The organism is Streptomyces sp. SAS_272 (assembly GCF_052543235.1).
The window spans coordinates 12472-38130 of record NZ_JBMNDR010000050.1; the positions used below are offsets into that span (position 1 = coordinate 12472).

The following is a 25659-nucleotide window of genomic DNA, read 5'->3' on the forward strand; positions in this document are numbered from 1 at the left end:
CGGGGCCGTCGGGCGGTGGGTCAGGTCACGAGGCGGGTCGGGGCGTGCCGGACGCCGAGCACGGTGCAGCCGGTCTCGGTGCTGACCCGGTGGACGCTGCCGGGCCGCTCGATGACGAGGTCGCCGGTGCGGTAGCAGTCGCCGTTGTCGTTCAGGAGCTCCCCTTCGAGGACGAGGATCACCTCGTGGCCGAGGTGTTCGTGCAGGTCCCCGTGGGCTCCGGGAGCCATGCGGGTGATCATCGCGGCGCCCGGGTCGGCGCCGTCGGTCAGGTAGAGGCGGTGCACGTCGACGCCGGCGCGACCGGGTTCCTCCCAGCGCTCCCAGGACAGGGCGTCCAGTCCGACGGGGTCGAAGATGTCGCGCAGGACGGTCACTTCGCGCTTCTGGGGCGAGGCGGCCGGGGCGGCGGAACGGGTGACGACGGACATCGGGGTGCTCTCTTTCCGGATGCGGGGGCGGGATGTCGGGCGGGGGCGAGGACGGGACGTGCGGCGGGTGCGCTTCGGCCGCGCGTGTCAGCCGGTTCGGGCCGGGAGCGGCGACGCGGGGGCCGGCGCCGGGACGGTGACGCCCGCGGCGATGACGTCCGCGGCGACGGCGTCCGCGTTCTGGACGAAGTCCGTCCAGAAGCCGGGTCTGCTGCTGCCGCCCTGCATGAACCAGCGGGTGTGTTCGGTGGGAATGCCGAGGACGTACAGCCCGCGGTCGGGCCGGCCGGTGCGGTCCACGGGGTGGAAGGGCGCGCCGGTCACGGCGACGCCGCCGGTGTCGAAGCGGTCGTCGTCCGTGCCGTGGTTGACGTACGACGTCCAGATGCCCTTCTCGCGCAGGCTGCGGGTGAGGGGGTGGGGGTCGAGACGTATGTCGGGGGTGGGGACGCGGGCGTCGACGACGGTGTCCACGAGGATCTCGGAGCCGCTCACGTAGGGCGAGTGGACGCCGAAGCGTCCAGAGGGGTGCGGACGGATGCGGGTGTCGGGGCCCACGACGCGCAGGACGCCGGCGCGCAGCAGGGCGTCGACCTGACGCAGCCGCGTGCGTGGGGGCCCTGCGGCGAGGAAGGAGCTGCGCGGGACGTACCAGCCGAGGAACTCCTCGCGGTGCGAGGCGGGAGTCAGGCCCGCGTAGTCGACGAGGGAGCGGATCACGGCGCGGGAGTCACGGATGACGTCCAGGGCGGCCTTGAGCGGGTCGTCGACGTTGCCGGCGTCGGCGTGGGCCAGGTCCTCGGCGAGCGCTTCGGTCAGCGCCCGGGTGAACTCGTCGGGTCCGGCGAAGTGCCGGCCGGCGAAGGGGCGGGCCTGGGCGTCCAGGTCGATGCGGGGCGCGTCGGCGAGTCCGTGTCCGGCGGCGACGGCGGGGACGTCGGGTACGCCGCTCGCTGCGGCGGCGACGACCTCCGCCTCGAACGCGGCGGCCTTCCCCGGTTCTCCGCGCGCGGTCAACATCGTCGCGTAGTAGACGAGTTCGACCTCGGCGAGCAGCCAGGGCAGGGCGTCGTCGGCGAACGAGAGGGCGCCGTGTCGGCCGCGGGACAGGATGCGCTCGGTGGTGAACAGCACATGGCGGTGGCGGTGGTCGTGGTGCTTCTGGTTGCGGCCGCGGGCGGGCAGCGGCATCCCGCTGCGGGAGCCGGCCACGATGACGGGTTCGCCGCCGCTGGGCCGGTAGACGAGCCGGTCCCCGTCCTCGTCGTAGTGTCCGCCGCGGCCCTCGGTGAGCGCGGCCATCACGTCGTAGAAGGACAGGCCGAGTCCGAGGACGCCGACCGCCGACCCGGCGGGTATCTCGTCCAGGGGCATGTCGGCGGCGCTGTCCCCCGCGATGTGGCGCAGTCCGGGACGGCCGGCGGCGTGGGCGGCGAGGAGCCGCTGGTCGCCGGTGAGTTCGGGGCGGGTGTGTCCGGTGGTCAGCACGACGCGGTCGGCGGTGAGGCGGGCGCCGCCGCGCAGGGTGAGCCGGTATCCGTCGCCGGTGCGCTCCAGCGCGTTCACGGAATCATGGACGGGGGTCAGCCGGACCTCTTCGGGGAGATTCCTTTCGATCGCGTCGAGAAGAAACCGCATATAGCGTCCGTGGAGGGCGCGCGGTGCGTAACTGTTGGGCCCCGGGTATTCCGGGTCGACGGAACTCCACCACTGGGCGAGCGAGGGGCCGGCACCCGGTCTGGCGGGGCCGCCGTCGGGCGGGCCGGAGAACGCCGAGACCTCGTCGGCCACGGTGTTCATCAGGAACCATCGCGGCTGGTCCGTGCGCCAGATCCGGCCGGTGCCCACCCGGTGGGAGTCGATGAGGTAGATCTCCACGGACCCTGGGACCGGCCCTTCGGCGAGACGCGCCGCCATGCGTTCGAGGACGGACACTCCGCGCGGACCACTGCCGACGATTGCCACCTTCACGTGTACCCCTTCCGGGAATCGGTTGTCCTTCCTCTTGCATTTCGAAGGTAGGAGTTCCGACTTCCGCGTTCAACACCGATCCATTGATGCATCGCATGAGGGTTTCTCATGCAATGCACGAGCGAAAAAGAAAAGAGAAGCGAATGGACTGGGCTGGAACACCGCAGCGGGACACGGGCGAGCGTCCCGCACTGCTCGTACTGGACCTCGTCAACGAGATCGTCCACCCGGACGGCAGGTACGCCGCCGACGGTTACGGCACGCAGGCGCGTGAGCGGCGCGTCCTCGACACGGCCGCAGACGCGATCCGGCGGGCCCGTGCCGCGGACATACCGGTGATCTACGTCGTCGTCGGCTTCTCCCCCGGCCATCCGGAGTGGCCGGCCGAGTCCCCGGTCTTCGAGAAGGCGAAGGACGACGGGCGTCTCGTGCTGGGGACCTGGGCGACGCAGATGCACGACGCACTCGCGCCGCGGCCCGGGGAAGCCGTGGTCGTCAAACACCGCATCAGCGCGTTCCACGGCACGAACCTGGAGGTGCTGTTGCGCACGGCGGGCATCGACACGCTGCTCCTCACCGGCGTCTCCACGGAGCTGGTGGTGCTCGGCACCGCGCAGGCCGCCCACGACCGGGACTACCGCGTGCGGGTGCTCGAGGACGCGACGCTGGCGGGCGACGCCGAGATCCACGACGCCGCGCTGAAGATCCTGGCCCGGATCTCGACGGTCACCACGGTCGCCGAGGCGCTGCCGGCCGCCCCGTCCGCCGCCGCCGCCGAGCGTCAGGGCGTCCGGTCATGAGGGCGCGAGCCGCGGCCCGTTTCCACGCCGTCGAGGAGTCGGCGACGTACGCGGTCTTCGACAGGGTGGCGCGGATGCGCGCGCAGGGCCTGGAGGTGGTGGATCTGGGCGGCGGCGAGCCGGACTTCGACACCCCCGGCCATGTCGTGGACGAGGCGGTGGGCGCCCTGCGTGAGGGGTTCACGCACTACACGCCGAGCCGCGGGCTGCCGACGCTGCTGCGGGCGGTCTCCGCGAAGCTCGCCGAGGACAACGGCGTCGTGGCGGACTCGGCCACCGACATCGTCGTCACGCCGTCGGCCAAGCACGCCCTGTTCGCCGCGCTGGTGACGGTGCTCGACCCCGGTGACGAGCTGCTCGTGCCGACGCCGAGCTGGGTCAGCTACACGGAGATGGCGCGGCTGATCGGCGCGCGGCCCGTGCAGGTCGCCCTCGACGGCGCGGACGGCTTCCGGATCACGGCGGAACTGCTGGAGCGGCACGTCTCCGCACGGACGAAGGCGCTGCTGGTCAACTCGCCGAACAATCCCACGGGCCGGTCGCTGACCGCCGGGGAGGCGGCCCTGATCGCCCGGTTCGCGCAGGAGCACGACATCCTGCTGATCTCGGACGAGATCTACGAGAAGATCCTCTACGACGGGCGCCGCCATGTCAGCCTGGCCGCGCAGCCGGGTTGCGCCGAACGCACCATCACGGTGAACGGCTTCTCCAAGGGCTATGCGATGACCGGCTGGCGCCTGGGCTACGCGGCCGGGCCCACCGATCTGATGGCGCAGTTGGTGAAGGTGCAGCAGCACACGGTGGGGTGCACGGCGTCGTTCGTTCAGCGGGGCGGGATCGCCGCGCTGAACGGCTCGCAGGAGTCGATCGCGTGGATGACCGCGCAGTACACGGCCCGCCGGGATCTCGTCGTGCGGGGGCTCGACTCGCTGCCGGGGGTGTCCTGTTCGCCGCCCGACGGGGCGTTCTACGCCTTCGCCGACATACGCGGCACGGGATTCGCGGACTCGGCGGCCTTCGCGCAGTGGCTGCTGCGGGAGGCGGCGGTGGCCGTGATGCCGGGTTCCGCGTTCGGGCCGGGCGGCGAGGGCTTCGTCCGGCTGTCGTTCGCGACGTCGCCCAAGGTGCTGCAGACGGCGCTGGACCGCATGGCCGCGGCGCTGACCGGCCGGGGCTGACACCCGGCGCACGGACCGGGGGTCACGTGGTGCGTCCGGCAGCGCGACGCCGGACGCCCACCGCCAGCACGGCGCCGACGGCGAAGGCGGCCGCCGCGATGCCCGCCGACAACCGCAGTCCTGAGGTGAAGTCGCCGGCCGCGGCGGCGAGGGTGCCGAACAGGGCCACCCCGACGGCGCTGCCGACCTGCCGGGCGACGTTGAAGACGGCGGAGGCGATGCCGGCGCCGGAGGCGGGCGCCGTCTCGATGATGGCGGCGGTGGCGGCGAGGGCGGTCATGGTCTGCCCGAGACCGGTGGCGATCAGGGCGAACAGCAGGACGGGGTACGGGGTGTCGGGCCGGGCGGTCAGCCAGCCGAGGAAGCCCACGGCGCCGAGCGCGAGCCCGCCGGCCATCGGGACGTACGGGCCGGTGCGGGCGGCCAGGCGGCTGAAGAGCGGGGCCGCGACCAGCCCCATGCACACCGACGGCAGCAGGGCGAGACCGGTGTCCAGGACGGTGAAGCCGCGTTCCTGCTGGAAGTAGAGGGTGGTCAGGAAGAGCATGCCGTAGTAGCCGAGGCTGATCAGCAGACCGATCGCGGCGGTCGAGGTGAACGCGCCCGAGCGGAACAGGGACGGCGGCAGCAGTGGCGCACGCCGGCCGTGTCCGGCCCGTTCGCGTGCTTCCAGGCTGCGCTCGACCAGCGCGAAGGCGGTCAGGCAGGCCGCGCCCGCACCGAACGCCGTCAGGACCAGCGGGGAGGTCCAGCCGTGTGAACCGGCCTCGTTGAGGCCGCCTGCCAGGGAGACGAGGCCGACGATGCCCAGCACCTGACCGGCCGGGTCCATGCGGCGGGCGGGCTTCTTGCGGGCGGTGGCCGGGATGTGGCGGACCGTCAGAACGACGGCGAGTGCGGCGACCGGCAGGTTCAGCCAGAACACGGAGCGCCACTCGAGCCCGGAGACGAGGAGGCCGCCCACGGCCGGTCCGGCGCCGAAGGCGATCGAGGCGACGGCGCCCCACACGGCGATCGCCCGGGCCCGCACCGCGCGGTCGGGGTAGGTGGCCTGGAGCAGCGCGAGCGAGGCGGGCACGAGCAGCGCTGCGCCCGCGCCCTGGGCGAGCCGTCCGGCGATCAGGGCGCCGGGGGTGCCGGCGAGGCCGCAGACCAGGGAGGCCCCGGTGAAGACGCCGAGCCCTGTGAGGAACATGCGCCGGTGGCCGAGCCGGTCGGCGAGTCCGCCGCCCAGGAGCAGCAGCCCGGCGAAGACGGTGCTGTAGCCGTCGACGATCCACTGGAGGGCGGAGGCCCCGGTGTCGAGGGCGGTGCGGATCTCGGGGACGGCGACGTTGACGACGGTGACGTCTAGCATCACCAGGAAGTAGCCGAGGCTGAGGGCGATCAGCGGGGGCAGGGTGAGCGCGGGCCGGCGGGCCGGGGCGGGCGACGGGACGGCCACACGGGGCGGCGCGGCGGTCCGGCCGTCTTCGGGAGTGAGGTCAGTGGTGGTCATGTCACGAGCATCGACGCCGGACACTTCGTCAGCGAGCGAAGTGTCGTTGTCGTACGGTGGGGTCATGCCGAACAGCAGCCGCACCACGAGCGCGTCCGCCCGCACCACGAGCGCGTCCGCCCGCACCACGAGCGCGTCCGCCCGCACCACGAGCGCGTCACGGCACCCCGGCCGCGCATCCGGCGAACAGCCCGGTGCGCCGCTCAAGCATCAGACCGACATCGCCCGCGCCGCGGCCCTCATCGCCGATCCGTCGCGCGCCCGCATCCTGAAGTGCCTCGCCGACGGCCGCGCCCTGCCGGCGAGCGCCCTGGCCGGCGAGGCGGGGGTCGGCGCCGCCACGGCCAGCGCGCACCTCGCCAAGCTCGTCGAGGCGGAATTCGTCACGGTCGAGGCGCGGGGCCGGCACCGCTACTACCGTCTGTTCGGGCCGGACGTGAGCGCCGCGCTCGAGGCGCTCGCCCTGATCGCCCCGCCACTGGCCATCACCTCCCTCAAGCAGAGCAGCCGCACCAACGCCCTGCACCGCTCCCGGACCTGCTACGACCATCTGGCCGGGCGGCTCGGCGTCGCCCTGATGCAGTCGTTGCTCGACCACGGGGTGCTCACCGGCCACGACGGCATCCACCGGCCCGCCGAGGCGGTGCGGGACAGGCCGTCGTCGTACGGCCGCGACATCGTCTACGAACTCTCCGGCGAGGGAGCGTCGGTCCTCGCCGAACTGGGCGTCGACACGCGCCGGTTGCCGCCGCGCCGCCCGGCGATCCGCTACTGCGTCGACTGGAGCGAGCACCAGCACCACCTCGCGGGCGGGCTCGGCGCGGCGCTCAAGGCGCGTCTGTTCGCGCTCGGCTGGGTGCGGTGGGGCGCCGCGCCGCGCGTGGTGCACCTGACGGACGAGGGCGCGGCCGGCCTGGAGCGGACCCTGGGACTCGTGTTCGCGTGAGCGGGCCGCCTCCACTTCGGTGGAGGCGCGACGCGACAGAGGCGGACCCGGTGGAGGGAGCCTCCTCCGACGGCCGATGCGCGACGGCGGGACGGCGGCGAGGCTCAGGGCATGGAACCCCTCTACGAACTGTCCGGGCCCGAGCGCGAGCAACTGACCGCGGTACTGCGCTCCGTGGCCAAGAACCCCTACGAGGACTACGAGGCCTTCTCCCGCGCCGTCGGCGACGTGATCGCGCGCGGCGAGGTGCCCGCCTTCTTCGCCGGCGTCTGTGCGCGCGTCCACGCCGACCGCTCGACGGGCGTCTCCGACGCCCACGTGCTGCGCAACTGCCCACTGGACGAGGACATCCCGCTGCTGGACCTGGACGACCCGGTCGCGGACAAGCACGCGCGCAAGAAGACGTTCGTCGGCGAGGCGTTCCTGGAGCTCTTCGCCCAGCTGGTGAAGACGCCGCTCCTGTCCTACGCGACCCGTTTCAACGGTGACTTCTTCACGGACGTCGTCGCCATCAACCGCTACAGCGGGATGCAGACGGGGTTCAGCGACAGCGAGCTCGTCTACCACAACGACCGCACGGCCCATCCCGTGCGGGCCGACTTCATCTCGCTGCTGGGCATGCACTGCCCCGAGGGCGAGTACATCTACACCGGGTTCGTCGACGGGCGTGACCTGCTCGCGCATCTCACGGACGAGGAGCAACGGCAGCTCAGGACGGCGCAGTTCGTCACGCCGTTCGACGTGTTCTCACGGGACAACAACAACGAGCTGACGGTCTCCGAGGTCCACCCCATCCTGGAGAACCACCACAGCTTCCGCTACCTGGACACGTGCACGACGGCCGCGCCCGGTGCTCCCGAGTCCGCGAAGGACGCCCTGCTGGCGCTGAAGGACGCGCTCGTGCGGGCGGACAAGACCCGGCACCGCATCCGGACCGGCGACCTGTTCGTCTTCGCCAACCAGGACGGTCTGCACAGCCGGGACAAGATGGAGATCAACGATGCGGCCCTGGCACGGCAGCGCTGGCTGCTGAAGACGTACGCCTTCCGGGACGAGGCTGCTGCCGAGCGGCACGCTGACCGCTGGCTGGACGGGGTGCGCGGGCGCGTGGGCGACTGACGTCACCGGGCGCGCCGGTCCCCGGCGAGCGTCGCCACGACCGGAAAGGGCGGTCCCCGGCGTGCGCCGTCACGACCAGGGAGGGCGGTCCTCGTCGAGCGCCTGGCGCATCAGCAGGACCGCCTCCAGGCGGTTGCGGACGGACAGTTTGGCCAGCGCGTGGGACACATGGCTCTTGACGGTCGCCGGGGTGACGTCGAGCCGCCTGGCCGCCTCGCGGGTGGACAGGCCCTCCGTGAGCACCGTGAGCACCTCACGCTCGCGTTCGGTCAGGGAGCGCAGCCGCACGCCGACCGAGCGGTCACCGCGCGGGCGTGCGGGCGGGGCCGTGGTCGCGCGACCCGACGGCGGGCACAGGCCCAGCAGCTCCGGCGACACCACGACGTATCCGGCGGCCGCCGCCCGTACGGCGGCCCCGAGCCGGCCGATCTCCGGGTCCTTGACCAGTACTCCCGCACAGCCCGCCGCCAGCGCGTCGCCGACGGTCCGCGCCGTCCACCGCGTGTCGAGGAGCAGCACGCGCACCCCCTTGTGCACCAGGCCGGGGACGAGCGAGGCCGGCCGGGGCCGGAAGGCGTCGGCGAGCACGACGACGTCGACGCCGTCCAGGGGCCAAAGATGCAGCGGCCTGCCGCTGTCGGCGGTGCCCAGCACCGTGACCCCGTCGGCTCCGTCCAGGGCGCCCGCCAGGACGTGCCGGGACACCGGATCGGCGTCGGCGAGCAGGACGCTGACCTCGGAGGCCTCCGGCTCGTACAGCAGGACCCGGCCGTTCTCGGTGCTTCGCACGGTCATCTCCACGCGCGGTCTCCTTTCTCACTGCGTGGGCCGCGGACGCCCGGACCGGGGCCGGCGTGGGACCGGCCCCGGTCCGGGCGTCGTCGTTCAGGCGGCAGCGGGCAGCCGTGTCTTCAGTTCGCGGGCCAGGCGGGCCTTGACGACGGAGATGTCCTCGCAGTCGCCGCCGGTGCGCTCCGCGATGTGCGTCCGGTAGAGCCCCGCCAGGTCCTCCTCGCTCACGGCGATCTCCAGCTCGTCGAGGATGTGCCGCAGCACGGCCCGGCCCGAGTGCCGTCCGATCAGCAGGGAGCGCTCACGGCCGAAGCGTGCGGGCTCCACGTATTCGTACGTCGCCGGGTTGCGCAGCATGCCCTGCTGGTGGATGCCGGCCGCCGTGCCGAAGGCGTACGTCCCGAAGATCGCCTTGTTCCGGGGTTCCTCCAGTCCGATCGCCGCACGCAGCGCGGTGTAGGCCTCGTACATGGCGGCCACGTCGATGTCGGTGTGCAGACCGAGCAGAGCGCCCTTGTAGGTCAGCAACGCGGCCACCTCCTCGAGCGGGGTGTTGCCCGCGCGTTCGCCGACGCCGCCGAGCGTGACCTGCACCTCGTCGGCGCCGGCAGCCAGGCCGGCGACCGCGTTGGCGAGGGAGAGCCCGAAGTCGTCGTGGCAGTGGGTGGCGACGCGGACGCCGTCCGGGAGCCAGGAGCGGAACTCGGTGATCAACGCCCCGTACTCCTGGGGGAGGTGGCATCCGGAGGTGTCGGCGACGGCGAAGCACACGGCCCCCGCCTCGACGGCGCCCAGGGTGATGGCGCGCAGCAGGTCGAGTTCGCCGCGGCTGGCGTCCTCGATGCCGACGGAAACCTCCTCGACGCCGAGGGCGTAGGCGTGGGCGACGGTGTCGGCGACCTCGCGGACGGCCTGGTCACGGCTGATGCCCCGTTTGTGGGCGAGGTGCAGATCGCTCCCGGTGGCCATGACCTGTACCTGGTGGCGTTCGGTGCCGCCCGCCTCGACGGCCGTGTCCACGTCGGACCGTACGGCCCGGCAGAACGTGGTGAAACGCGCGGAGGTCAGGTTCCGGGAAATGAGCCGGGTGGCCTGGAACTCGCTGGGCGAGGAGGCCGGAAACCCCGATTCGATGTAATCGGCGCCGAGCGCCTCTATGCGCAGCGCCATTTCGAGTTTCTGACGTGGAGTCATCGCGTTTCCGGGCGCCTGTTCGCCGTCCCGAAGGGTGGTGTCGAAAATGGAGACCCGGCGTGATTCCTTTTTCACCGACATCGTGTCCTCTTTCTCGCCCGATGCTGCTCATGCAGCTCAACACCGGTGAGGCTAGGCGGAATCGGCGCCACGCAGGGCCGGTTGCGCTGGCCCCTGGGGGCCATGACCCGTATGCGTCGGCGGCCTTCGGGGAATCCCCGGAAGGGTGACCCGTGGCCGGTTCGGGCCACGTCACTTCTGGGTCAGCTCCATCGCTTGCCGCGGGGTGGAGGTGGAATGCGAAAGTTTTGACGAAGGCGCTGCGACGCGTCCGGACCTCCCTGATGAAAGGTCATCCCTGTGCGTTTTTCCACGGCCGAACCGACTGCCGTCGTCATCCGCCGGCTCAGCGACGACGACGATCTGATCTGGGGTTGAGGAGCGGCCCGCGGACAAGGGCCTACCCCCACAGCGCAGGGGAGGGCGGGAGCAACATCCCGCCCTCCCCTTGCAGTGTCGGGGCGCCGGCTCCGACGGCGTCCAGCCACCGCGGCAGGGTGACATGGTCGGCGCCCGCCGCCGCGTGCAGCACGGGCGCGCAGGAGAGGGAGGTCGCCGGGGGCGAGTCGAGCAGCACGGCAAGGCCCCGTTGACCGGCCTGTTCCATGACGGCCAGGGCCGCCGTCAGGCCGCCCACGGCGTCGAGCGAGAGGTTGATGCCGTCATAGCGCTCCCCGAGACGCCCCAGGTCGGTGCTCTCCTCGTGGGTCAGTGAGGCGATGATCGGGAAGGGGCGCGGCAGCGCGGCGAGAGCGGCGGACCGGGCCCGCGGCAGCGGCTGTTCGAGCATGCGCACGCCGTGGGTGTGGAGGAGCGGCAGCATCACCTGGAGCCGGTCGGCGTCCCAGGCACCGCGGGCGTCGACCATCAGCCAGGCGTCGGGCCGCAGTCGGCGTACGGTCGCCAGCCGGGCGAGGTCGTCGGCGAGACCGCCCGCGCCGAGCTCGAGTCTGAGGGAGGCGAAGTCCTCACCGTCCTTCAGCTCCCGCTCCAGCAGCTCGGTCGCCACCGGGGAGACCGTGCGGACGGCGGGCACCGGTCGTGGCGGCGGCATGCCCAGCAGCTCCCACGCGCGCTGTCCGCTGCGCTTGGCGAGCAGGTCCCACAGGGCGGAGTCGAGGGCGCTGCGCAGGGGTCCCGGCGCGAGCAGCCCGGGCAGTTGGAGGGGGCTGATCATCCGTTGCAGGCCGCCCCTGGCGGAGGTGAACTGGTCGCGCAGGACGTCCGGTCCGTGTGCGTCCAGGGAAGGCCGCAGGGCCGCCTCGCCCTGTCCGACGCTGCCCGCGTTGCGCACGGTCACGCGCAGTACGGCCCACCCGCTCGCGCCCGGCACCGCACCCGCGGCGGACAGCCTGGCGGGCAGGACGGCACAACGGACCTGCATCGGGGTGCCCGTGAGGGACCGGAGGAGTGCGGGGTCGAACACGAGGGCTCCTGACTCACGGACGTTCTGCCGGAACCCCATCGTGTGAGCGGCGAAGGCGCGCCGCCAGAGCGCAGGCGCGGCACCCTGCGGCGTGGCCGGTAGCGGACAGGGCGGTGCGGGCAGGGTGCGGAGCCGCGCGGCGGGCGCGGTGCGGCACGCACACGAGCGGCTCCGGGCCGCGGCACGGGGCGAGCGGCGAGGCCGGCCGGGTGGCGCGCGTTCCATGTACGCGGCGGGCGCGCATGCCCCCCACCACGTTGCCTGCCGGGGGCCTCGTCGTTCGGATCGCGCGGCGGGCGGGCCCCGCGTCCTAGTCGAGAAGTCCCGTCCGCGCTGCCCTGACTCCCGCCTGGAAGCGGCTCTCGACGCCGAGCTGTGCCATCAGGTCGGCCATGACGCGACGCAGCGTCCTTACGGATACGCCGATCTCACGTGCGATGGATTCGTCCTTGCGTCCGGTGGACATCAGCCGCAGCACGCACAACTGCTGTGAGGTGAGCCCTGGTTGCTCACTCGCACCGATGTCGGCCAGGGGCACCGAGGAGGCCCAGCACATCTCGAAGACCTTGACCAGCAGGGCGGTGACGGCCTCGCCGCGCAGCACCATCATGGCGTTGGCCGCGTTGGTGTGGAGCGCGGGCACCAGGGCCTGCACCCGGTCCACCAGGATGAAGCGGAACGGCACGATGTCGGCGATCCTGACCTGGGCGCCCGCGGAGCGCAGTTCCTGCAGATGGTTCATCGAGTGGACGATGCGGGTCATCGGCCGCAGATGGATGCTGCGCATGGTCACGCCGCGCTCCAGGACCTGCACGTCGCGACGCAGTCCCTCGGCGAGCACCTCCGACGGCCGCACGGGCCCGGGATGCATGCTGAGGATCTCCGAGGTCGCGATGTCGGCGGTGTCTCCGAGCACGCGCGCGATCCGGTCGGAGCCGGTGATCACTTCGTCGCTGAGCGTTCCGCTGCGGGCGACGTGCAGCGGCAGGAACACCTCGCGCATCGCGTCGATCTGCTCGCGGGTGCGACGGATCTGGTCGGCCAGGCGGGCGGTGGCCTCCTCCTCGGCGGTGAGCAGTCGCAGCAGCGCGGCCTCGGGAGCGGTGGCCCTGGCCGCCGGTGCGCCGTCGGGCGACTCGACGAGAAGGCCCAGGCCGATCAGCTGACCGCGGGCGTGCTCGATCTCGTCGACGGTGGTGTCGAGTTGCTCGCAGGCGCTGCGGACGGTCCAGTCGCTGCGGGCCGAGGCGTACTGGAAGAGTCTCAGGGCCTGCGGCCCGATGCTCGGTGCGCTCATGTCCGTCTGCTGCCTTCCTACAGGGAACGTGGTGGGGTCGGGGACGGCGGTGGCGGGTCGTCGTATCTGCCGCTGACGAACAAAAAACCCTCCCGAAGGTATGTTTCTCTTTCATGCCCGATCCCGGCCGGCCCACGGCCGACCGGGGTGACGACGAGTCAGTTCACGTGCAGCAACGCCCTCCGCTCGGAGCGCGGACCGGTTCCGGCGCCGAGGGAGCGACCGCCCCCGGCGCCGCCCGACGGGGCGAGGACCGGATCGTCGCCGACCACCGCCGGGGACCCACCGGGCACATCGGCGGCCGGTCGCTCTCGTGATCCGAACGGGTCGCGAGGGCCGCCTCGTCGAGCAGACGCTTGCCCTCGATCAGGTCCTCGTCCACGTCGAGAACGGGCGCCGCGGATCATCGGGCCTCCTCCCCCGCGCGCGCGGCGAGCAGGGCGTCGGCGTAACCGGAGGCGGCCGAACCGACGTTGAGGGCGCCGTGGGTGCGTGCCGCGGTGATGTCGCGCCAGTGGCGCTGCAGTGCATCGTCCTCCTCCAGCGCGCGGAGCCCCGCCGCATGGAAGAGCTCGTCGACGGCCGCGCCGCAGAGTTCCACGGCCACCGTGACGTCACGCTGGTTCTCGGCGACGAGCACGGGTGTCACGGGCGCGTGGTCGGCGCGCTGCGCGACGCGCTCGAGGAGCAGTCGCGCCGCCTGGATGTGCGCCGACGCCCTGGCCAGCACCAGGGGCTGGACCGCGGTGCCGCCGTCGGGGCGCACGCGCCGGATCTGCGTCTGCCACCAGGTGCGCAACGCCCCCTCGGCGGCTCCGAGCACCGGCGCCGCGAAGATGAGGGACGCCACCAGGGAGAAGGGCACGCTGTGGCAGCGGGCGGCGTGCGGCCGGACGCGCCCCAGGTCTTCCAGGGTGAAGGTGAGGTGGTCCGGGACCAGGACGTCGCCCTCCACCGCGTTGCTGCCGGTGCCCCTCAGCCCCACGGGGCGCCAGGTGCGCAGCACCTTCAACTCGTGGCGCCGCACGGCGAAGATCCGGTGCTCCCGCGTCTCGTCGGCCGGTTCGCGGTCCCGCGTCACCCAGGAGGCGAGCAGCAGCCACTCGGCCTGGTCGACGCCGCTGGCCGTGGCCCATCTGCCCGTCAGGCGCCAGCCTCCGTCCGCACGGACGGCGCTGCCCTGGGGCGGCACCACGGACGCGGCCACGCGCACATCGGGACCCTCGCCCCAGATCTCCCGCTGCCCGGCTTCGGGCAGATAGCCGGCGAGCCTGCCGTGGGCCGCGTACAGCGCGGCGCACCAGGCGGTGGACGCACAGGTTTCGGCCAGCTCGGAGACCGCGTCCAGGAGCGCGGTGAAGGTGCCGGCGGCGCCGTTCCAGCGCTCGGGCACGAAGTGCCGGGCGAATCCGTTGTCGGCAAGGGAGTCGGCGAGCCGGTCGGTGAGCCGGCACGTCTCGTCGAGGAGGAAGCGGTCCTCGCGGGCGACGTCCAGTGTCTTGCCCAGGTCACTCAGCACGCGACGGCACCGGCCCCGGCGAGGAGGCCGTCGAACGGGGCGGCGGCTGCGCCGACGGTGGCGAGTGCGGTGGCCAGGGTGCGCGTGCCCTGGCGGGCCGCGAGCAGGTAGGCGCCGGCGCTCTCGGGCTCCGCGGTGACGGTGACGGGCTGTCCGAGCTCGCCGAACGCGAGGAACGAGGTCTGCAGCGAGCCGACGGCCCGGGCGCCCGCGGCCTCCTCGGCGGCGCGGGCGAGGACGGCCTGCCGGAACCCTTCGACGATCACCATCCCCGGGACGTGGTCGCTGCCGTGGTCGAAGAGGGCGGGGTGCCCGGTGTCTTCCCTGAGCTGCCATCCGGCCGACGCGTCGCCCAGGCTCGCGAGCAGCACGGCGTCGTCGCGGTCACGGCCGACGGCGGCCGGCGGCAGGGCCCGGGCCTCGACCGTGAGGTCGGTGACGTCGAAGGGGGCCGCTGCGGCGGCGCTGCGGCTGCGCACCAGGGCGTACTGCGCGGGCGGAAGCGCGTCCCAGCGCATGCCGACACGGCCCGCCGGACGGCCGCCGACGAAGAGGTCCGCCTCGGCCGTCAGGCGGAAGCGGCGCGGGCTGCCGGGCACGCGACGCAGGACGACGTCGAACACGACGTCGGCTCCGTCGCCGCTGTCGCGCAGGGGCGCGTCGAGGTGGAAGTCGAAGCCGTGCAGGACGAACGCGTGGTCCGCCGGGACGTCGTGGAAGCGGTGCGAGAGGTAGATCCCCGCCTGCCGCATGGTCTCGACGACGACCAGGGAGTCCCGGGTCCCGTCGGCGGCGCGGTGGTGCAGCAGATGGTCGTGCGGCCAACGCGGTCGGACCGCGAAGCGGTCCTCGCCCAGTGGACGCACGGTCGATAACAGGACCTCACGGTCCGCGCTCTTGTGGACCAGAGCACGCGGAACATGTACATCGGCACAGTGCCTGGCGGTCGTGTCGCCGGGCGCTATGTCGGTGTCATACATGAATTTCCCCCTCCGGAAGCGGCTGTACCGCACAGCCGTGACCTTGTGTGGTGGTCGGTCACCGGCTGTTCGGTGAAAAATATACCTGCGGGAAGGTATATTGCAACGGGGGTTGGACGCGACCGTGAGCGGAGACATCGTGGAACTGAAGAAGCACCGGGCCACTTTCCCGGTACCCGAGCGCAGCCCGGGCAGCATCGCCCTGCACGGCCGCAGCCCTGAACTGCAGCAGGAGCGGGCCGCGCACACCCGCAAGCAGATCCTCGACGCCGCCGCGCAGCTCTTCGACGAGCGCGGGTACGGCAAGACGTCCGTCAAGGACGTAGCCGATCACGTGGGGATGACCAAGGGCGCGGTGTACTTCCACTACCCCACCAAGGAAGCGCTCACCATCGCGGTCGTCGAGGCGCACTACCACCGCTGGCCCGCACTGCTGGAAGCCGCCCAGGCCAAGGGGCTCGGCCCGCTGGACACCGTGGGCGACCTGCTCGACCGGACCGCTCAGGCCTTCCAGGACGACGTGGTCGTGCAGGGCGGGGCGCGACTGCAGATGGAACAGCCCCTGCCGGACGGCCTGTTGCCGCAGCCCTACATCGGCTGGATCAGCCTGCTGACGGAGCTGCTGGTGGAGGCGGCGGAGGCCGGGGAACTGCGCGAAGGGGTCTCGCCCGACGCTGCGGCCCACACGCTGGTCTCCGCGTTCTTCGGCACCCAGCACATCTCCGCGCGGCTCACCCGTCGCGCTGATCTCGTACAGCGCTGGTCCGACTCCCGGGACCTGCTCTTCGCGGCCCTGCGGGCATAGGAGGCGCGGCCCCTGCGCTCTTCCGGGAGGTCACGGGCAGGGGCTGCACCACTGCGGCGGGCGCCGGCCGCCACCACGACGGCACCTGTGCGGCACACCGTCCATGAACGGTGTGCCCGCGTGCCGCGACCCGGGCGCTAGACGACGCCCTGAGCCGTCATCGCCTCCGCGACCCTCAGGAAGCCCGCGATGTTGGCGCCCAGGACGTAGTCGTCGGGGGTGCCTCCGTAGGTCTCGGCGGTGGTCCGGCACTGGGCGTGGACGCTCCGCATGACAGCCGCGAGCCGGGTCTCGGTCTGTTCGAAGGTCCACACGTCCCGGGAGGCGTTCTGCTGCATCTCCAGAGCGGAGGTCGCCACGCCGCCCGCGTTGGCGGCCTTGCCGGGACCGAAGAGGACGCCCGCCTCGCGGAAGATCTCGATCGCCTCCGGGGTGCACGGCATGTTGGCGCCTTCGGCGACGGCCAGGACGCCGTTCTTCACCAGTGCGCCGGCTTCCTGTCCGCCCAGCTCGTTCTGCGTGGCGCACGGCAGCGCGATGTCACAGGGCACGTCGAAGACCGAGCCGCGGTCGGAGAACCGCGCTCGGGGCTTGACCTCCGCATAGGCCGACAGACGGGCCCGCCGTACCTCCTTGACCGTTTTCAGCAGCTCCAGGTCGATGCCGTCCGCGTCGACCAGATATCCGGACGAATCCGAACAGGCCACTACGGACCCGCCCAGGGCGTGCACCTTCTCGATCGCGTAGAGCGCCACGTTCCCCGAGCCGGAGACCACGGCCTTGCGGCCTTCGAGACCGTGTCCGCGCGTGGCCAGCATCTCCTGCGCGAAGTACACCGCGCCGTAGCCGGTGGCCTCGGTCCGGGCCTGTGAACCGCCCCAGGAGACCCCCTTGCCGGTCAGGACGCCCGCCTCGAAGCGGTTGGTGATCCTCTTGTACTGGCCGAAGAGGTAGCCGATCTCGCGCCCGCCCACCCCGATGTCGCCGGCGGGGACGTCGGTGTGCTCGCCCAGGTGCCGGTACAGCTCGGTCATGAACGCCTGGCAGAAGCGCATGACCTCGTGGTCGCTGCGGCCCTTGGGGTCGAAGTCCGAGCCGCCCTTGCCGCCGCCGATCGCCAGTCCGGTCAGCGCGTTCTTGAAGATCTGCTCGAAGCCCAGGAACTTCACGATGCCGAGATTGACGCTCGGGTGGAAGCGCAGACCGCCCTTGTAGGGGCCGAGCGCGCTGCTGAACTCCACCCGGAAGCCGCGGTTCACCTGGACCCGCCCCGCGTCGTCCACCCACGGCACCCGGAAGATCAGCTGCCGCTCGGGCTCGCACAGCCGCTCGGCGATCAGTGCGTCGACGTACTCCGGATGCGCCTGCAACGCCGGCGCCAGCGTGTGCAGCACCTCTCCCACCGCCTGGTGAAACTCGCTCTCACCGGCGTTGCGCCGGCAGACCTGTGCGTAGACGGCCTCGATGTGAGCACTGGGGTTCATGCGCGCCTGCTCTCCTGTGTTCCGCCAGGCACTCACCTTGTCCAGCGTGCCTGGCCGCTGTTCTGACAACGAATACGGACGCCAGGAGTCGCTGTGTCAGCGAAGAAGGCCACCGAAATCGGAAGACGGCTCCGATCGGGCACCGCATCCTGCAGCGGCCCGTCCTGACGGACCGGCACACCGCCCCCCTCGGGACGGCGCCACCGCAGCGGCTCGTCTCCGCCCGCGGACGCGACGTCCCTGATCCGGGTAGCCGGCCGCCTGTGCGCCGTCAGCGACCCGGAGAGCAGCCTCCGCCACCGGCCTTAAGCACAGACAAAGCCGCGAATCCCCGGGAATGAGGCAGGGAACACATCCGTTCCCGGCCCGCTCCCCCGGCCCCGCCATGAAGGAGCCGGACGTCAGCCCGTCGTCGACGACGGCGAGTTCGACGTCTGCCGACCGGTCGCCGCACCCGTACGTCCGGCCAGCCCGCGGACGGGCTGATCCGTTCGGCGCCCTGCACGATCGAAGCGACGATGCGCGGCATGACGACGGGCGGGAACCGATCCGGCGCGGGCGGTGTACCCATGCTGTGAGAACGCGGGAGGGGGGCCGCACCGTCGATGAGGCCGCGGTGATCGCACGCGTACGCGCCGGCAAGCCGGAGGCGTACGCGGAGTTGGTGCGCGCCCACACGGCCATCGCGCTGCGGGCGGCCCGGGCGCTCGGCGCCGGGGCGGACGCGGAGGATGTCGTGCAGCAGGCGTTCTTCAAGGCCTACCGCTCGCTGGGCCGCTTCCGGGACGGCTCCGCCTTCCGGCCGTGGCTGCTGTCGATCGTGGCCAACGAGACGAGGAACACGGTGCGGACGGCAGGACGCCAACGGTCCCTGGCCGACCGCGAGGCGGCTTTCATCGAGGCCGAGCCGCTGAAATCGTCCTCGGCCGACCCTGCCGTCGCCGCCCTGGCGAGCGAGCGCCGCGTCGCACTCCTGGGCGCCCTGGAGAAGCTGAGCGAGGATCACCGGCTGGTCGTCACCTACCGCTACCTGTTGGAGATGGGCGAGCCCGAGACAGCGGCGGCCCTGGGCTGGCCCCGGGGCACGGTGAAGTCCCGCCTGAGCCGCGCGCTGCGCAGACTGGGCCGCCTGCTGCCGGAGTGGGAGCCGAGCAGGTCCCTCGGGGAAGAGGGAGGAGGTGAGAAGGATGAGTGAGCCGGGCAGGCCCCCGGGATCGGACGGAAATGGGGAGGGGAAGCGGCATCGGGGCGGGGAGATCACGGAGGGCGCAGGCCGTGCCGCCCGGTTGCCCGAGGAGTTGCGGGCGCTCGGCCGGACACTGGACCGGCCGGAGGCGGACGAGGGCGACGAGGGCGAGACCATGGCCGAGCGGGTCCTGCAGCGGCTGGTCGCCGAGCGGGTACCGACCCCGGTGGCCCTGCCCCGGAGCGCCGGCGAGCGGCTGCGGGCGCTGCACCGGTGGGCCGGGCCCCGCCGGCGCAGGCTGACGGCCGCACTGTGCGGGCTGCTCGCCGTGCTCGTCCTGACCCCTCCGGTGCGGGCCGCGGTGGCGGACTGGTTCGACTTCGGCGGCGTCCACGTGCGCTACGACCCGTCGGCGACGCCTTCGCCGGGAGCGAGGGCGCCGGGCTGCCCCCACCCGGTCCCCCTCGCCGAGGCCGGCCGGCGGGCGGGGTTCGCTCCGCTCGTGCCGGGTGTGCTGGGCACCCCGGACGCGGTGTCCGTGACGCGTGCGCCGAAGGGCCGCTTCGTCATCACCCTCTGCTGGGACGAGGACGGCCACACCGTCCGGCTCGACGAGTACGCGGCCCGGCTGGCGCCCGAGTTCGGCAAGACGGTGGCGAGTGAGCAGGCGGTCGAGTGGATCGAGCTGACCGGGAAGGCACGCATCGCGCTGTGGTTCCCGCAGCCCCACCTCCTGCGCTTCTGGATGACCTCCGCGGACGGCTCCCGCCTCACCCGCTCCGAGCGGACGGCGGGACCCACCTTGCTGTGGGTCCACGACGACGCGTTCACGCTGCGACTGGAGGGCGTCGCCTCGAAGGCGCGGGCGCGGGAGATCGCCGAGTCATCGCGCTGAGCGAGATCCGTCGGGGCGGGAACCCCGGCGGATCGAGCGGTGTACCCGAAGTGGCACGGTGAGTGCGGACGGCCCGCACGGAGACGGATCGGGGTGTCGGATGCGTGGACTGCGACAACTGGCGCCGGCCACAGGCGCGTTGACGACCGCGCTGGTCCTGCTTCTCCTGACGGCCGCGCCGTCGGCTGCGGGCGGGCCGGCCAGTGTGCTGCTGGTGTCGCCGACCAGTGCACGAACGGCGTCGATGTACGGCACGGACGAGGACTACGCCCGCATGGAAGGACTTCTCTCGCCGGCGGGATCCGCGCTCGACGAGCGTCCGGAGGAGGCTCCGGACCGGGGAGCGGAGGACACCTGGATGGCCCAGGTCCGCGACATGGTCACCGTGTCGTGGATGCTCCCCGACGCGAGGCCGTGGCGGACGGACGAGCTGTACACGTTCGCGTCCGGCACCCAGGACATCTGGGTCCGCACCACGCTGGACATCCCTCAGGAGACCGCCTCTTCGGGCCTCGGGGGGTGGCACAAGGCGAAGCGATCGGAGGAGCTGCGGGCGCTGCTCGGCCGCCTCGGTGTGTTGCGCGCGGCCTCCGGAGAACCGCGGGAGGCCGCGGCCTCGGCCGTCGCACTCCCGGAATCCGGGGTCGGCTCCGGCGAGACGGCCGCCTCCCGCCCCACGGCAGACGCGCCCGACCTGATCGACCGGGCGGGCTGGGCGGCTCCCGCCCTGGCCCTCGGGCTCGTCCTCGGCTTCGAAGGCGCCGCGCTCCGCCGGCGCCGCGGGGCGGCTCGACGCGGGTCCGCACCACTGCCAGAGCCCCGTCAGGAGCTGCTGGATTCCTGACCTGATGCGCCGGGGGGAGCCCTTCCCTCGCGCCGACCGGTCGAGGCCACGTGGAGGACGTCTCGCGGGCACAGCTCCGGCGTCGCCTGGCCACCACTGGGCGACCGGCCCCGTGGGGGGCGGCCCGCGGCGGCCCGCGACGGCGCCGGAGAGGGCACCGAGTTCAGGGACTGACCGGGCCGGTGACGCCTGCGCGAGTCGGCCGACGACGTCGACGGCGACCGAGCACGAGTCCGGTCCGGATCAGTAGTCCAGATCCAGGTAGTCGATGTCGTTGATGGCCACGTCCGACAACCCCATGGCGCGGCCGCCGCCGTCCTGGAAGTACACCTCCTTCAGCCCGTCGGCGATGATGGCGCGCATTTCCCGGTCGCCGGCCCCGGTGTTGCGGGCGTCGAACAGGCGCTGTGCGTACTCCGGGGGAAGGTGCACGGTGAGTCGCCGGAACCGCCCGTCGTCGGTCGTGCCGACCGGCGCCGTGTATCCGAACCGCGCCCGGGTCTCCACCGTGATCCCGCCGGAGGTCGCGGCCTGCCTCTGCCGGCGCTTGCGTACCTGGGGCTGCCAGCGGGCCCGTACGGCGTCGTCGATCTTCGCGGCGACGTCGGCGCGGGCGTGCTTGCGGGCGCCGCGCCGGTAGCGGTTGACGGAGTCGGCGGTGACGCCGATCTCCTGCGCGACGGCCTTCGCGCTGCCCAACTGCCGCAGCAGGTAGCCGATCCGGCCCTTGAGCGTCTTGGGGGGCTCCCGTGTGAAGCTTTCCCGGTCGGCTCGCTCGATCGCGTCGTCGATCTCGCCCACCGGTTACTCCCCTTCGTCCAGTACGGCGTCGCCGCCCTTGATGTGGCGGGCGGGGTTGAGGCCTTTCTCCATCAGATCGACCGCCCACAGCATCGACTGGACGCCCTCGGGCTTCGCGAGACCCGGTGTGGGCCCGAGGCGGAAGCCGCCGGGCTGGGGCTTGCCGCTCGCGGCGTACGGCAGGAAGTCCAGGGGGCTCTCACCCGGCGAAGGGTAGACGACGCAGTCGGACAGCACGGCGAGCGGGAAGAGGCCGGTCATCTTCGCCATGTTGCTGAGCTTGCGGTGCATGTTGACCCGCGCCTTGCTGATCACGGCCGCGCGGATGTCGGGGCGCCAGGTCGGTCGCTCCAGAGCCGGCCACCGCTCGCCCTCCCGGTAGGACTTGCCCTGCGGACGCTCGCGCAGCTTGCCCACGCCGCCCTTCACGGTGGCCTTGATCGCGGCGAGGACGGCGGCCATCGCCGGGTCGACCTGCTTGTGCCGCTCCATCGCGGCCAGGAACTGCCGGTCGTCCAGGTCCCGGGTGACGCCGAGGTCGGCGAGGGTCTCCACATAAGCGGCCTTGAGCCGGTCGTGCCACGGATCCAGGTAGGCGCCGGTCTCGCGGCGCAGGAAGGCCTCGACCGGGTGGACGTCGTGGCCGAGCTCCTGGGCGTAGGCGACGGTGTGCGTCTGGTACCAGGCAGGACCCGTCGGCCGGGTCCCGTCCGGGGTGAACGGTGACGGCAGGCGCGGGTCCAGCTCGATATGGGAGAGGTCGACCAGCCAGGAGCCGGGGATCTTCGGGTTGAACTTCACGGTGTGGAAGTGGTCGGGGGCGGACAGGCCCACGACCAGGCGGGCCGCGGCGGCGAGGAACGCGGTGTTGAGGTCCAGGCCGACCGCGTAGGGCTGTGTGCACTCCTCGTCGCTGAGCAGGTCCACCGACCGGACCCACTGGTACGCCTCCTCGTCGAGGAACCCGCCGCTCCACCCGGAGTTCACGACCACGGGGTGCTCCGGGGTGGCCTCCGGCGGCGCCGGGTCCATCGGCTCCGTGCCCAGTGAGCCCGCGTTGCGGCCGGACACCCAGTTCCCGGTGGCCGGGTCCTGCACGGCCTTCGTCGGCGGGCGCAGCGCCGTCATCAACTCCAGCCCGGACACGGCCGTCGACCCGCGCGGGGTGATGACCCGGGTCGCGTACACACCGAGGACGCGGGCGATGTCGGCCGGCTCCATGTCCGCGACGCCGGGCCAGGACCGCTCGTCGAGGGCGTCCCAGGACAGGATCGCGAACTGCACGCACTGCCGCTCGCGCCCCTGGGCGGTGCGGTAGATCCGCGCCCACGGGCCGAACCCGCGCTGCGTGAGCTGCCACTTCGCCTTCGTCACCTGCTTGACCACCGGGTGGTCCGCGGGCAGGCGCAGCGAACGGCGCTGCTCGTGGCCTTCCAGGCGCTCCGGCAGCCCGAGCTTCACGGCTGCCGAGGCGGTGAGCACGATCAGCGGATCGGAGTCCTTGCCGTGGCGGTTCAGCTTCGCGGCGCCGAGGCCGGATTCGCGCAGTGCCCACTCGACCAGCTCCGGGACCGTGCGAGCGGGGCAGTCGAGCACGATGCCGTCCGCGCCGTAAGCGGTACCGTCACCGTCCAGCACGGCGAGCGGACCGTGCGGGAACCGTGAATCGGCAGCGGGCTTCACGGACTTCCGCTTCCGCACGACCGGGCGGCTCGGCGTCACCGGGCGGGGGGCCGGCCGCTCCGGCGAGTCCGCTGCGGCGGGCGCACCGACCGGAGCGGTCTCCAACACCGCGGGGACCTCGGGGGCGGCCGGACCGGTGAACGTCTGGGCGACCGGCTGCGGCGCGGGAGTCGGCGCGGGCACGACGGCGGCAGCGCCGCCGGCCGGATACCTCACCGCCCAGCCCCTCAGCAGCCGCTGGTACGCCTCCAGACGCGGTGACTTCGGCTCGGACCGGCCGTTCTCGTAGTTCTTGACCGTCTGCGTCGAGGTCTTGAGCGCGGTCGCGAGACGGGCCTGGGTGATGCCTGCGGCCTCGCGCAGCCTGGCCCGCTCCGCCGGGGGCGGGAGCTGCGGCTCTTCCTCGAGCAGCGCGTCGATATTCGCGAACAGCTCTTCTTCGGACGCCATCGGCCACCTCCGACGCGGACACTATCAAATTTATCCCATCGTTTAACCCACTCCTTTAACCCGTTCGGAGCCAATTCCGGTGAGACAGGCCGTCGTCCGGCGATCCGCTCCGGTGTCCGGCGCCATCGAACCTCGACAGACGCGGGGCGGTGTCGTCGAAGCCCGATCGCGCAGGGCCCGCCGTGCGCCACTCGCGTCCCGGAACACCCCACGCAGTCACGGCGCATCACATCGATGACGTGATGCCCCGTGACTGCGTGGGGTGACTCCCGGCGTGCAGAAAGCGGAGCGGGCGGATCACCGGTCGGGTCCGCCGGACTTCGCGCAGGAGAGCAGGAAGTCGAGGAAGTGGTCGTCTAGCGGTTCCCCGAGCAGCGGTTGCAGGAAGAGGAACTGTCCCTGCGGGTTGACCTCCAGCCACACGGGCTCGCCGCCCGGGGTGAGCTTGAGATCGATGGCGCCCATACGCAGCCCGAGACGCCTCAGTACCTCCACCACCCGGCTGCCCACGTCGGGCGGCACCTCCCACCTGGAGATGGGCACGTTGAGGTCGGGGCGCCAGTCGAGGCGGTCGCTTTCGATGAGGGCCGCGTACATCTGCTCGCCGAAGCAGTTGAGCCGGACATGCCTGCGGCCGGGGATGTACTCCTGGTAGACGGCCGGGCAGACGCTGAAGGACTCCTCGGGAATGCCCTGCGGATCGTCGATGTACTGGGTGAACATCAGCGGGCCGGTCGCGCCCACCACGGGTTTGACGATCACACGATCCACGGTGCGGGCGAACTCCACCACCTCGTCGCGGGATTGGGAGACGAGCGTGCGCGGCACCCGGAAACCCGCCTCCCGCGCCACGGACAGCTGGTACAGCTTGTCCGCGGCGCGGTCGGTCGCTTCGGGAGTGGAGATCCACTGGCCAAGGAAGGACGCCGCGAGGATGCCTCCGAGGGCGCCCCGGCTGTCGTTGTCGACCAAGCGCTGCTGGTGGTCGGTCGACGCGCGGGCGGACGCCTGCTGGTTCGCCCGCATCCGTCGCCACCACAGCACCGACACCGCGTCGAGGGGGATGGTGCGCCCCTCGGAGGTCAGGACGGTGCTGGATGCCTCCCCGTGCGACCTCCACGTCAGGCCGGGACGTCCGCTGATGCGGTCGCACTCGAGGACGTGGAAATCGCGGAAGCCGCGGCGGACGGCTGCGTCCCGGATGACGTGGGTGTGGAAGTCGTCCTCGACGGACACCGTGAGGATCATCAGACGGGGCAGTCCACGCAGCAGTCGTCGGAGCAGCCGCACGAGCACGACTCCGACGCCGAGCCTCCCATACGGGTGGCGTCGATGCGCATCCCGGTGGTGGCGCGGACGGCCTCTTCCCAGTCCCGCAGCTCTTCGGGTGTGTTCAGGCGAACGAACGAGTCGGGTTGCGCCCTGAGGATGACCGGAGGAGCCAGGTCCGGGGGGATCGCCGACCGGGTCTGCGCGTCCTCGGCCACTGGTTCACCGAGCTTGAACGATGCCATGGTGAGTCACCTCCATGGAGGGTCTGGTCAGGCGTGGGCTTTCTACCAGCACAGCACCGTTCATGTGTCGCCGCACATCGAACAACTTGACGACTCAACCTGGCCGGGCCGTCGATCGCTCTCGTCGTACGCGGTGAGGGAGGTCTCCCTCACCGCCCGCGCCTTCCTCACCTCACCTCACCTCGCCCTGCCTTCACCTCACCTCGCCCTGCCTTGCCTTGCCTTGCCTTGTGGTCACGGTCCGGTCGAAGTCGTACCGTCTCGTCGAAGGTTGACCGCTCGGGGGTTCGTCAACGGTAGGGCTGCCGGTCGTCCCTGTGGACTGCGGTACTCCCGGCTGTTCGCCAGGATCGGCTACGTCGCGTCAGGGTCCAGCCCTCCGGTGCGCACTGCGCCGCGCTGATCCATGCGGCGAGTTCGGGCAGGGCCTGCTCCTGCAGAACACGGCGGACCGCGGCCCGTTCGGTGGACGGAAGCGGCGCGACGCGGATGCGAACGCTGTTCCACAACGAGGGGTGGATGCCGCTGCCGTAGTTGGAGGAGATCGGTGGGGTCCACTCGACGTGCAGAACGGTTCCGTCGCTGTGGGGGCGGTCGCCGAAGCCCAAGTCGGCGACGTCGGCCACCTGTTCGCCGAGAGCGGCGCGGATGTCCGATGCGGTGAGCGGCCACGACAGGCCGCGCGGCAGTCTGCGGTTACGGGCGGGCACGAGCCTCAGGATGCCAGGCGCCGTGATGGAGGCGCAGGTTCATTTTCCGGTGCTCCGGTCTCCGCCTCCGCGGCGA

The 25659-nt window shown here is 72.2% G+C and carries 24 protein-coding genes; 9 read left to right on the top strand and 15 right to left on the bottom strand.

The window, feature by feature from the left end:
- Positions 1-20: 20 nt before the first annotated feature.
- The gene (locus ACN6LD_RS25775) at positions 21-431 is read right to left on the bottom strand and encodes a cupin domain-containing protein (RefSeq protein ID WP_445044403.1); all 411 of its coding nucleotides are present in this window, start codon (positions 429-431) and stop codon (positions 21-23) included.
- An 87-nt stretch (positions 432-518) separates the two neighbouring features.
- Complete coding sequence (locus ACN6LD_RS25780; RefSeq protein WP_445044404.1) at positions 519-2402, bottom strand: FAD/NAD(P)-binding protein; 1884 nt, start codon at positions 2400-2402, stop codon at positions 519-521.
- Between the two features lie 143 nt (positions 2403-2545).
- Between ACN6LD_RS25780 and ACN6LD_RS25785 the strand changes: the two genes are divergently transcribed.
- Together ACN6LD_RS25785 and ACN6LD_RS25790 are read left to right on the top strand one after the other, a co-directional pair.
- Positions 2546-3202: a cysteine hydrolase family protein gene (locus ACN6LD_RS25785; protein WP_445044405.1), complete on the top strand. Its 657-nt coding sequence runs from the start codon at positions 2546-2548 to the stop codon at positions 3200-3202.
- Positions 3199-4380, top strand: coding sequence for a pyridoxal phosphate-dependent aminotransferase (locus ACN6LD_RS25790; RefSeq protein WP_445044406.1), 1182 nt, complete (start codon positions 3199-3201; stop codon positions 4378-4380). Before ACN6LD_RS25785 ends, ACN6LD_RS25790 begins: the two co-directional genes overlap by 4 nt.
- Before the next feature lie 22 nt (positions 4381-4402).
- On the opposite strand, the gene ACN6LD_RS25795 is transcribed toward ACN6LD_RS25790, so the two are convergent.
- Positions 4403-5878 (bottom strand): MFS transporter, encoded by a 1476-nt coding sequence (locus tag ACN6LD_RS25795; RefSeq protein WP_319190514.1) that lies wholly within the window; start codon positions 5876-5878, stop codon positions 4403-4405.
- Between the two features lie 64 nt (positions 5879-5942).
- On the opposite strand from ACN6LD_RS25795, the gene ACN6LD_RS25800 reads away from it, so the two are divergent.
- Both ACN6LD_RS25800 and ACN6LD_RS25805 read left to right on the top strand, forming a co-directional pair.
- A complete protein-coding gene (locus tag ACN6LD_RS25800) occupies positions 5943-6824 on the top strand; it encodes an ArsR/SmtB family transcription factor (RefSeq protein WP_319190512.1) in 882 nt (293 codons plus the stop codon).
- Between the two features lie 111 nt (positions 6825-6935).
- Positions 6936-7943 (top strand): TauD/TfdA family dioxygenase, encoded by a 1008-nt coding sequence (locus tag ACN6LD_RS25805; RefSeq protein WP_319190511.1) that lies wholly within the window; start codon positions 6936-6938, stop codon positions 7941-7943.
- A gap of 69 nt (positions 7944-8012) precedes the next feature.
- Here ACN6LD_RS25805 and ACN6LD_RS25810 read toward each other — a convergent pair whose 3' ends face one another.
- The 4 genes from ACN6LD_RS25810 to ACN6LD_RS25825 all read right to left on the bottom strand — a co-directional run bounded on the left by ACN6LD_RS25810 (position 8013) and on the right by ACN6LD_RS25825 (position 12712).
- Complete coding sequence (locus ACN6LD_RS25810) at positions 8013-8738, bottom strand: LuxR C-terminal-related transcriptional regulator (RefSeq protein WP_445044407.1); 726 nt, start codon at positions 8736-8738, stop codon at positions 8013-8015.
- Between the two features lie 90 nt (positions 8739-8828).
- Entirely contained in the window at positions 8829-10010 is a 1182-nt protein-coding gene (locus ACN6LD_RS25815) for a LeuA family protein (RefSeq protein ID WP_319190506.1), read from the bottom strand.
- Positions 10011-10389: 379 nt separating this feature from the next.
- Entirely contained in the window at positions 10390-11415 is a 1026-nt protein-coding gene (locus ACN6LD_RS25820; protein WP_445044408.1) for an enolase C-terminal domain-like protein, read from the bottom strand.
- A 310-nt stretch (positions 11416-11725) separates the two neighbouring features.
- The gene (locus ACN6LD_RS25825; protein WP_445044409.1) at positions 11726-12712 is read right to left on the bottom strand and encodes a LuxR C-terminal-related transcriptional regulator; all 987 of its coding nucleotides are present in this window, start codon (positions 12710-12712) and stop codon (positions 11726-11728) included.
- A gap of 113 nt (positions 12713-12825) precedes the next feature.
- Here ACN6LD_RS25825 and ACN6LD_RS25830 point away from each other — a divergent pair, with 113 nt between their 5' ends.
- Complete coding sequence (locus ACN6LD_RS25830; RefSeq protein ID WP_445044410.1) at positions 12826-13029, top strand: hypothetical protein; 204 nt, start codon at positions 12826-12828, stop codon at positions 13027-13029.
- 86 nt (positions 13030-13115) lie between these two features.
- On the opposite strand, the gene ACN6LD_RS25835 is transcribed toward ACN6LD_RS25830, so the two are convergent.
- Positions 13116-14231, bottom strand: a complete 1116-nt coding sequence (locus ACN6LD_RS25835; RefSeq protein ID WP_445044411.1) for an oxidoreductase — start codon at positions 14229-14231, stop codon at positions 13116-13118.
- Positions 14225-15211: a ScbA/BarX family gamma-butyrolactone biosynthesis protein gene (locus ACN6LD_RS25840; protein WP_319190497.1), complete on the bottom strand. Its 987-nt coding sequence runs from the start codon at positions 15209-15211 to the stop codon at positions 14225-14227. Before ACN6LD_RS25840 ends, ACN6LD_RS25835 begins: the two co-directional genes overlap by 7 nt.
- A gap of 124 nt (positions 15212-15335) precedes the next feature.
- Here ACN6LD_RS25840 and ACN6LD_RS25845 point away from each other — a divergent pair, with 124 nt between their 5' ends.
- A complete protein-coding gene (locus ACN6LD_RS25845; protein ID WP_319190496.1) occupies positions 15336-16016 on the top strand; it encodes a ScbR family autoregulator-binding transcription factor in 681 nt (226 codons plus the stop codon).
- 137 nt (positions 16017-16153) lie between these two features.
- Here ACN6LD_RS25845 and gdhA read toward each other — a convergent pair whose 3' ends face one another.
- Complete coding sequence (gene gdhA, locus ACN6LD_RS25850; RefSeq protein ID WP_445044412.1) at positions 16154-17500, bottom strand: NADP-specific glutamate dehydrogenase; 1347 nt, start codon at positions 17498-17500, stop codon at positions 16154-16156.
- A gap of 574 nt (positions 17501-18074) precedes the next feature.
- Between gdhA and ACN6LD_RS25855 the strand changes: the two genes are divergently transcribed.
- The 3 genes from ACN6LD_RS25855 (at position 18075) to ACN6LD_RS25865 (ending at position 20425) form a co-directional block, all read left to right on the top strand.
- Complete coding sequence (locus ACN6LD_RS25855; protein WP_319190492.1) at positions 18075-18695, top strand: RNA polymerase sigma factor; 621 nt, start codon at positions 18075-18077, stop codon at positions 18693-18695.
- Entirely contained in the window at positions 18688-19581 is an 894-nt protein-coding gene (locus ACN6LD_RS25860) for a hypothetical protein (RefSeq protein ID WP_319190490.1), read from the top strand. Before ACN6LD_RS25855 ends, ACN6LD_RS25860 begins: the two co-directional genes overlap by 8 nt.
- A 100-nt stretch (positions 19582-19681) precedes the next feature.
- A complete protein-coding gene (locus tag ACN6LD_RS25865; RefSeq protein ID WP_445044413.1) occupies positions 19682-20425 on the top strand; it encodes a hypothetical protein in 744 nt (247 codons plus the stop codon).
- A gap of 243 nt (positions 20426-20668) precedes the next feature.
- Here ACN6LD_RS25865 and tpg read toward each other — a convergent pair whose 3' ends face one another.
- The 5 genes from tpg to ACN6LD_RS25890 form a co-directional block, all read right to left on the bottom strand.
- Positions 20669-21226: a telomere-protecting terminal protein Tpg gene (gene tpg / locus ACN6LD_RS25870; RefSeq protein ID WP_319190486.1), complete on the bottom strand. Its 558-nt coding sequence runs from the start codon at positions 21224-21226 to the stop codon at positions 20669-20671.
- Between the two features lie 3 nt (positions 21227-21229).
- Positions 21230-23359, bottom strand: coding sequence for a telomere-associated protein Tap (gene tap / locus ACN6LD_RS25875; RefSeq protein WP_445044414.1), 2130 nt, complete (start codon positions 23357-23359; stop codon positions 21230-21232).
- Positions 23360-23656: 297 nt separating this feature from the next.
- A complete protein-coding gene (locus ACN6LD_RS25880) occupies positions 23657-24649 on the bottom strand; it encodes an ATP-grasp domain-containing protein (RefSeq protein WP_445044415.1) in 993 nt (330 codons plus the stop codon).
- Complete coding sequence (locus ACN6LD_RS25885) at positions 24607-24873, bottom strand: hypothetical protein (RefSeq protein WP_319190481.1); 267 nt, start codon at positions 24871-24873, stop codon at positions 24607-24609. The genes ACN6LD_RS25880 and ACN6LD_RS25885 overlap by 43 nt, the downstream gene beginning before the upstream one ends.
- Before the next feature lie 290 nt (positions 24874-25163).
- The gene (locus ACN6LD_RS25890) at positions 25164-25583 is read right to left on the bottom strand and encodes a hypothetical protein (RefSeq protein WP_319190480.1); all 420 of its coding nucleotides are present in this window, start codon (positions 25581-25583) and stop codon (positions 25164-25166) included.
- Positions 25584-25659: the final 76 nt, after the last annotated feature.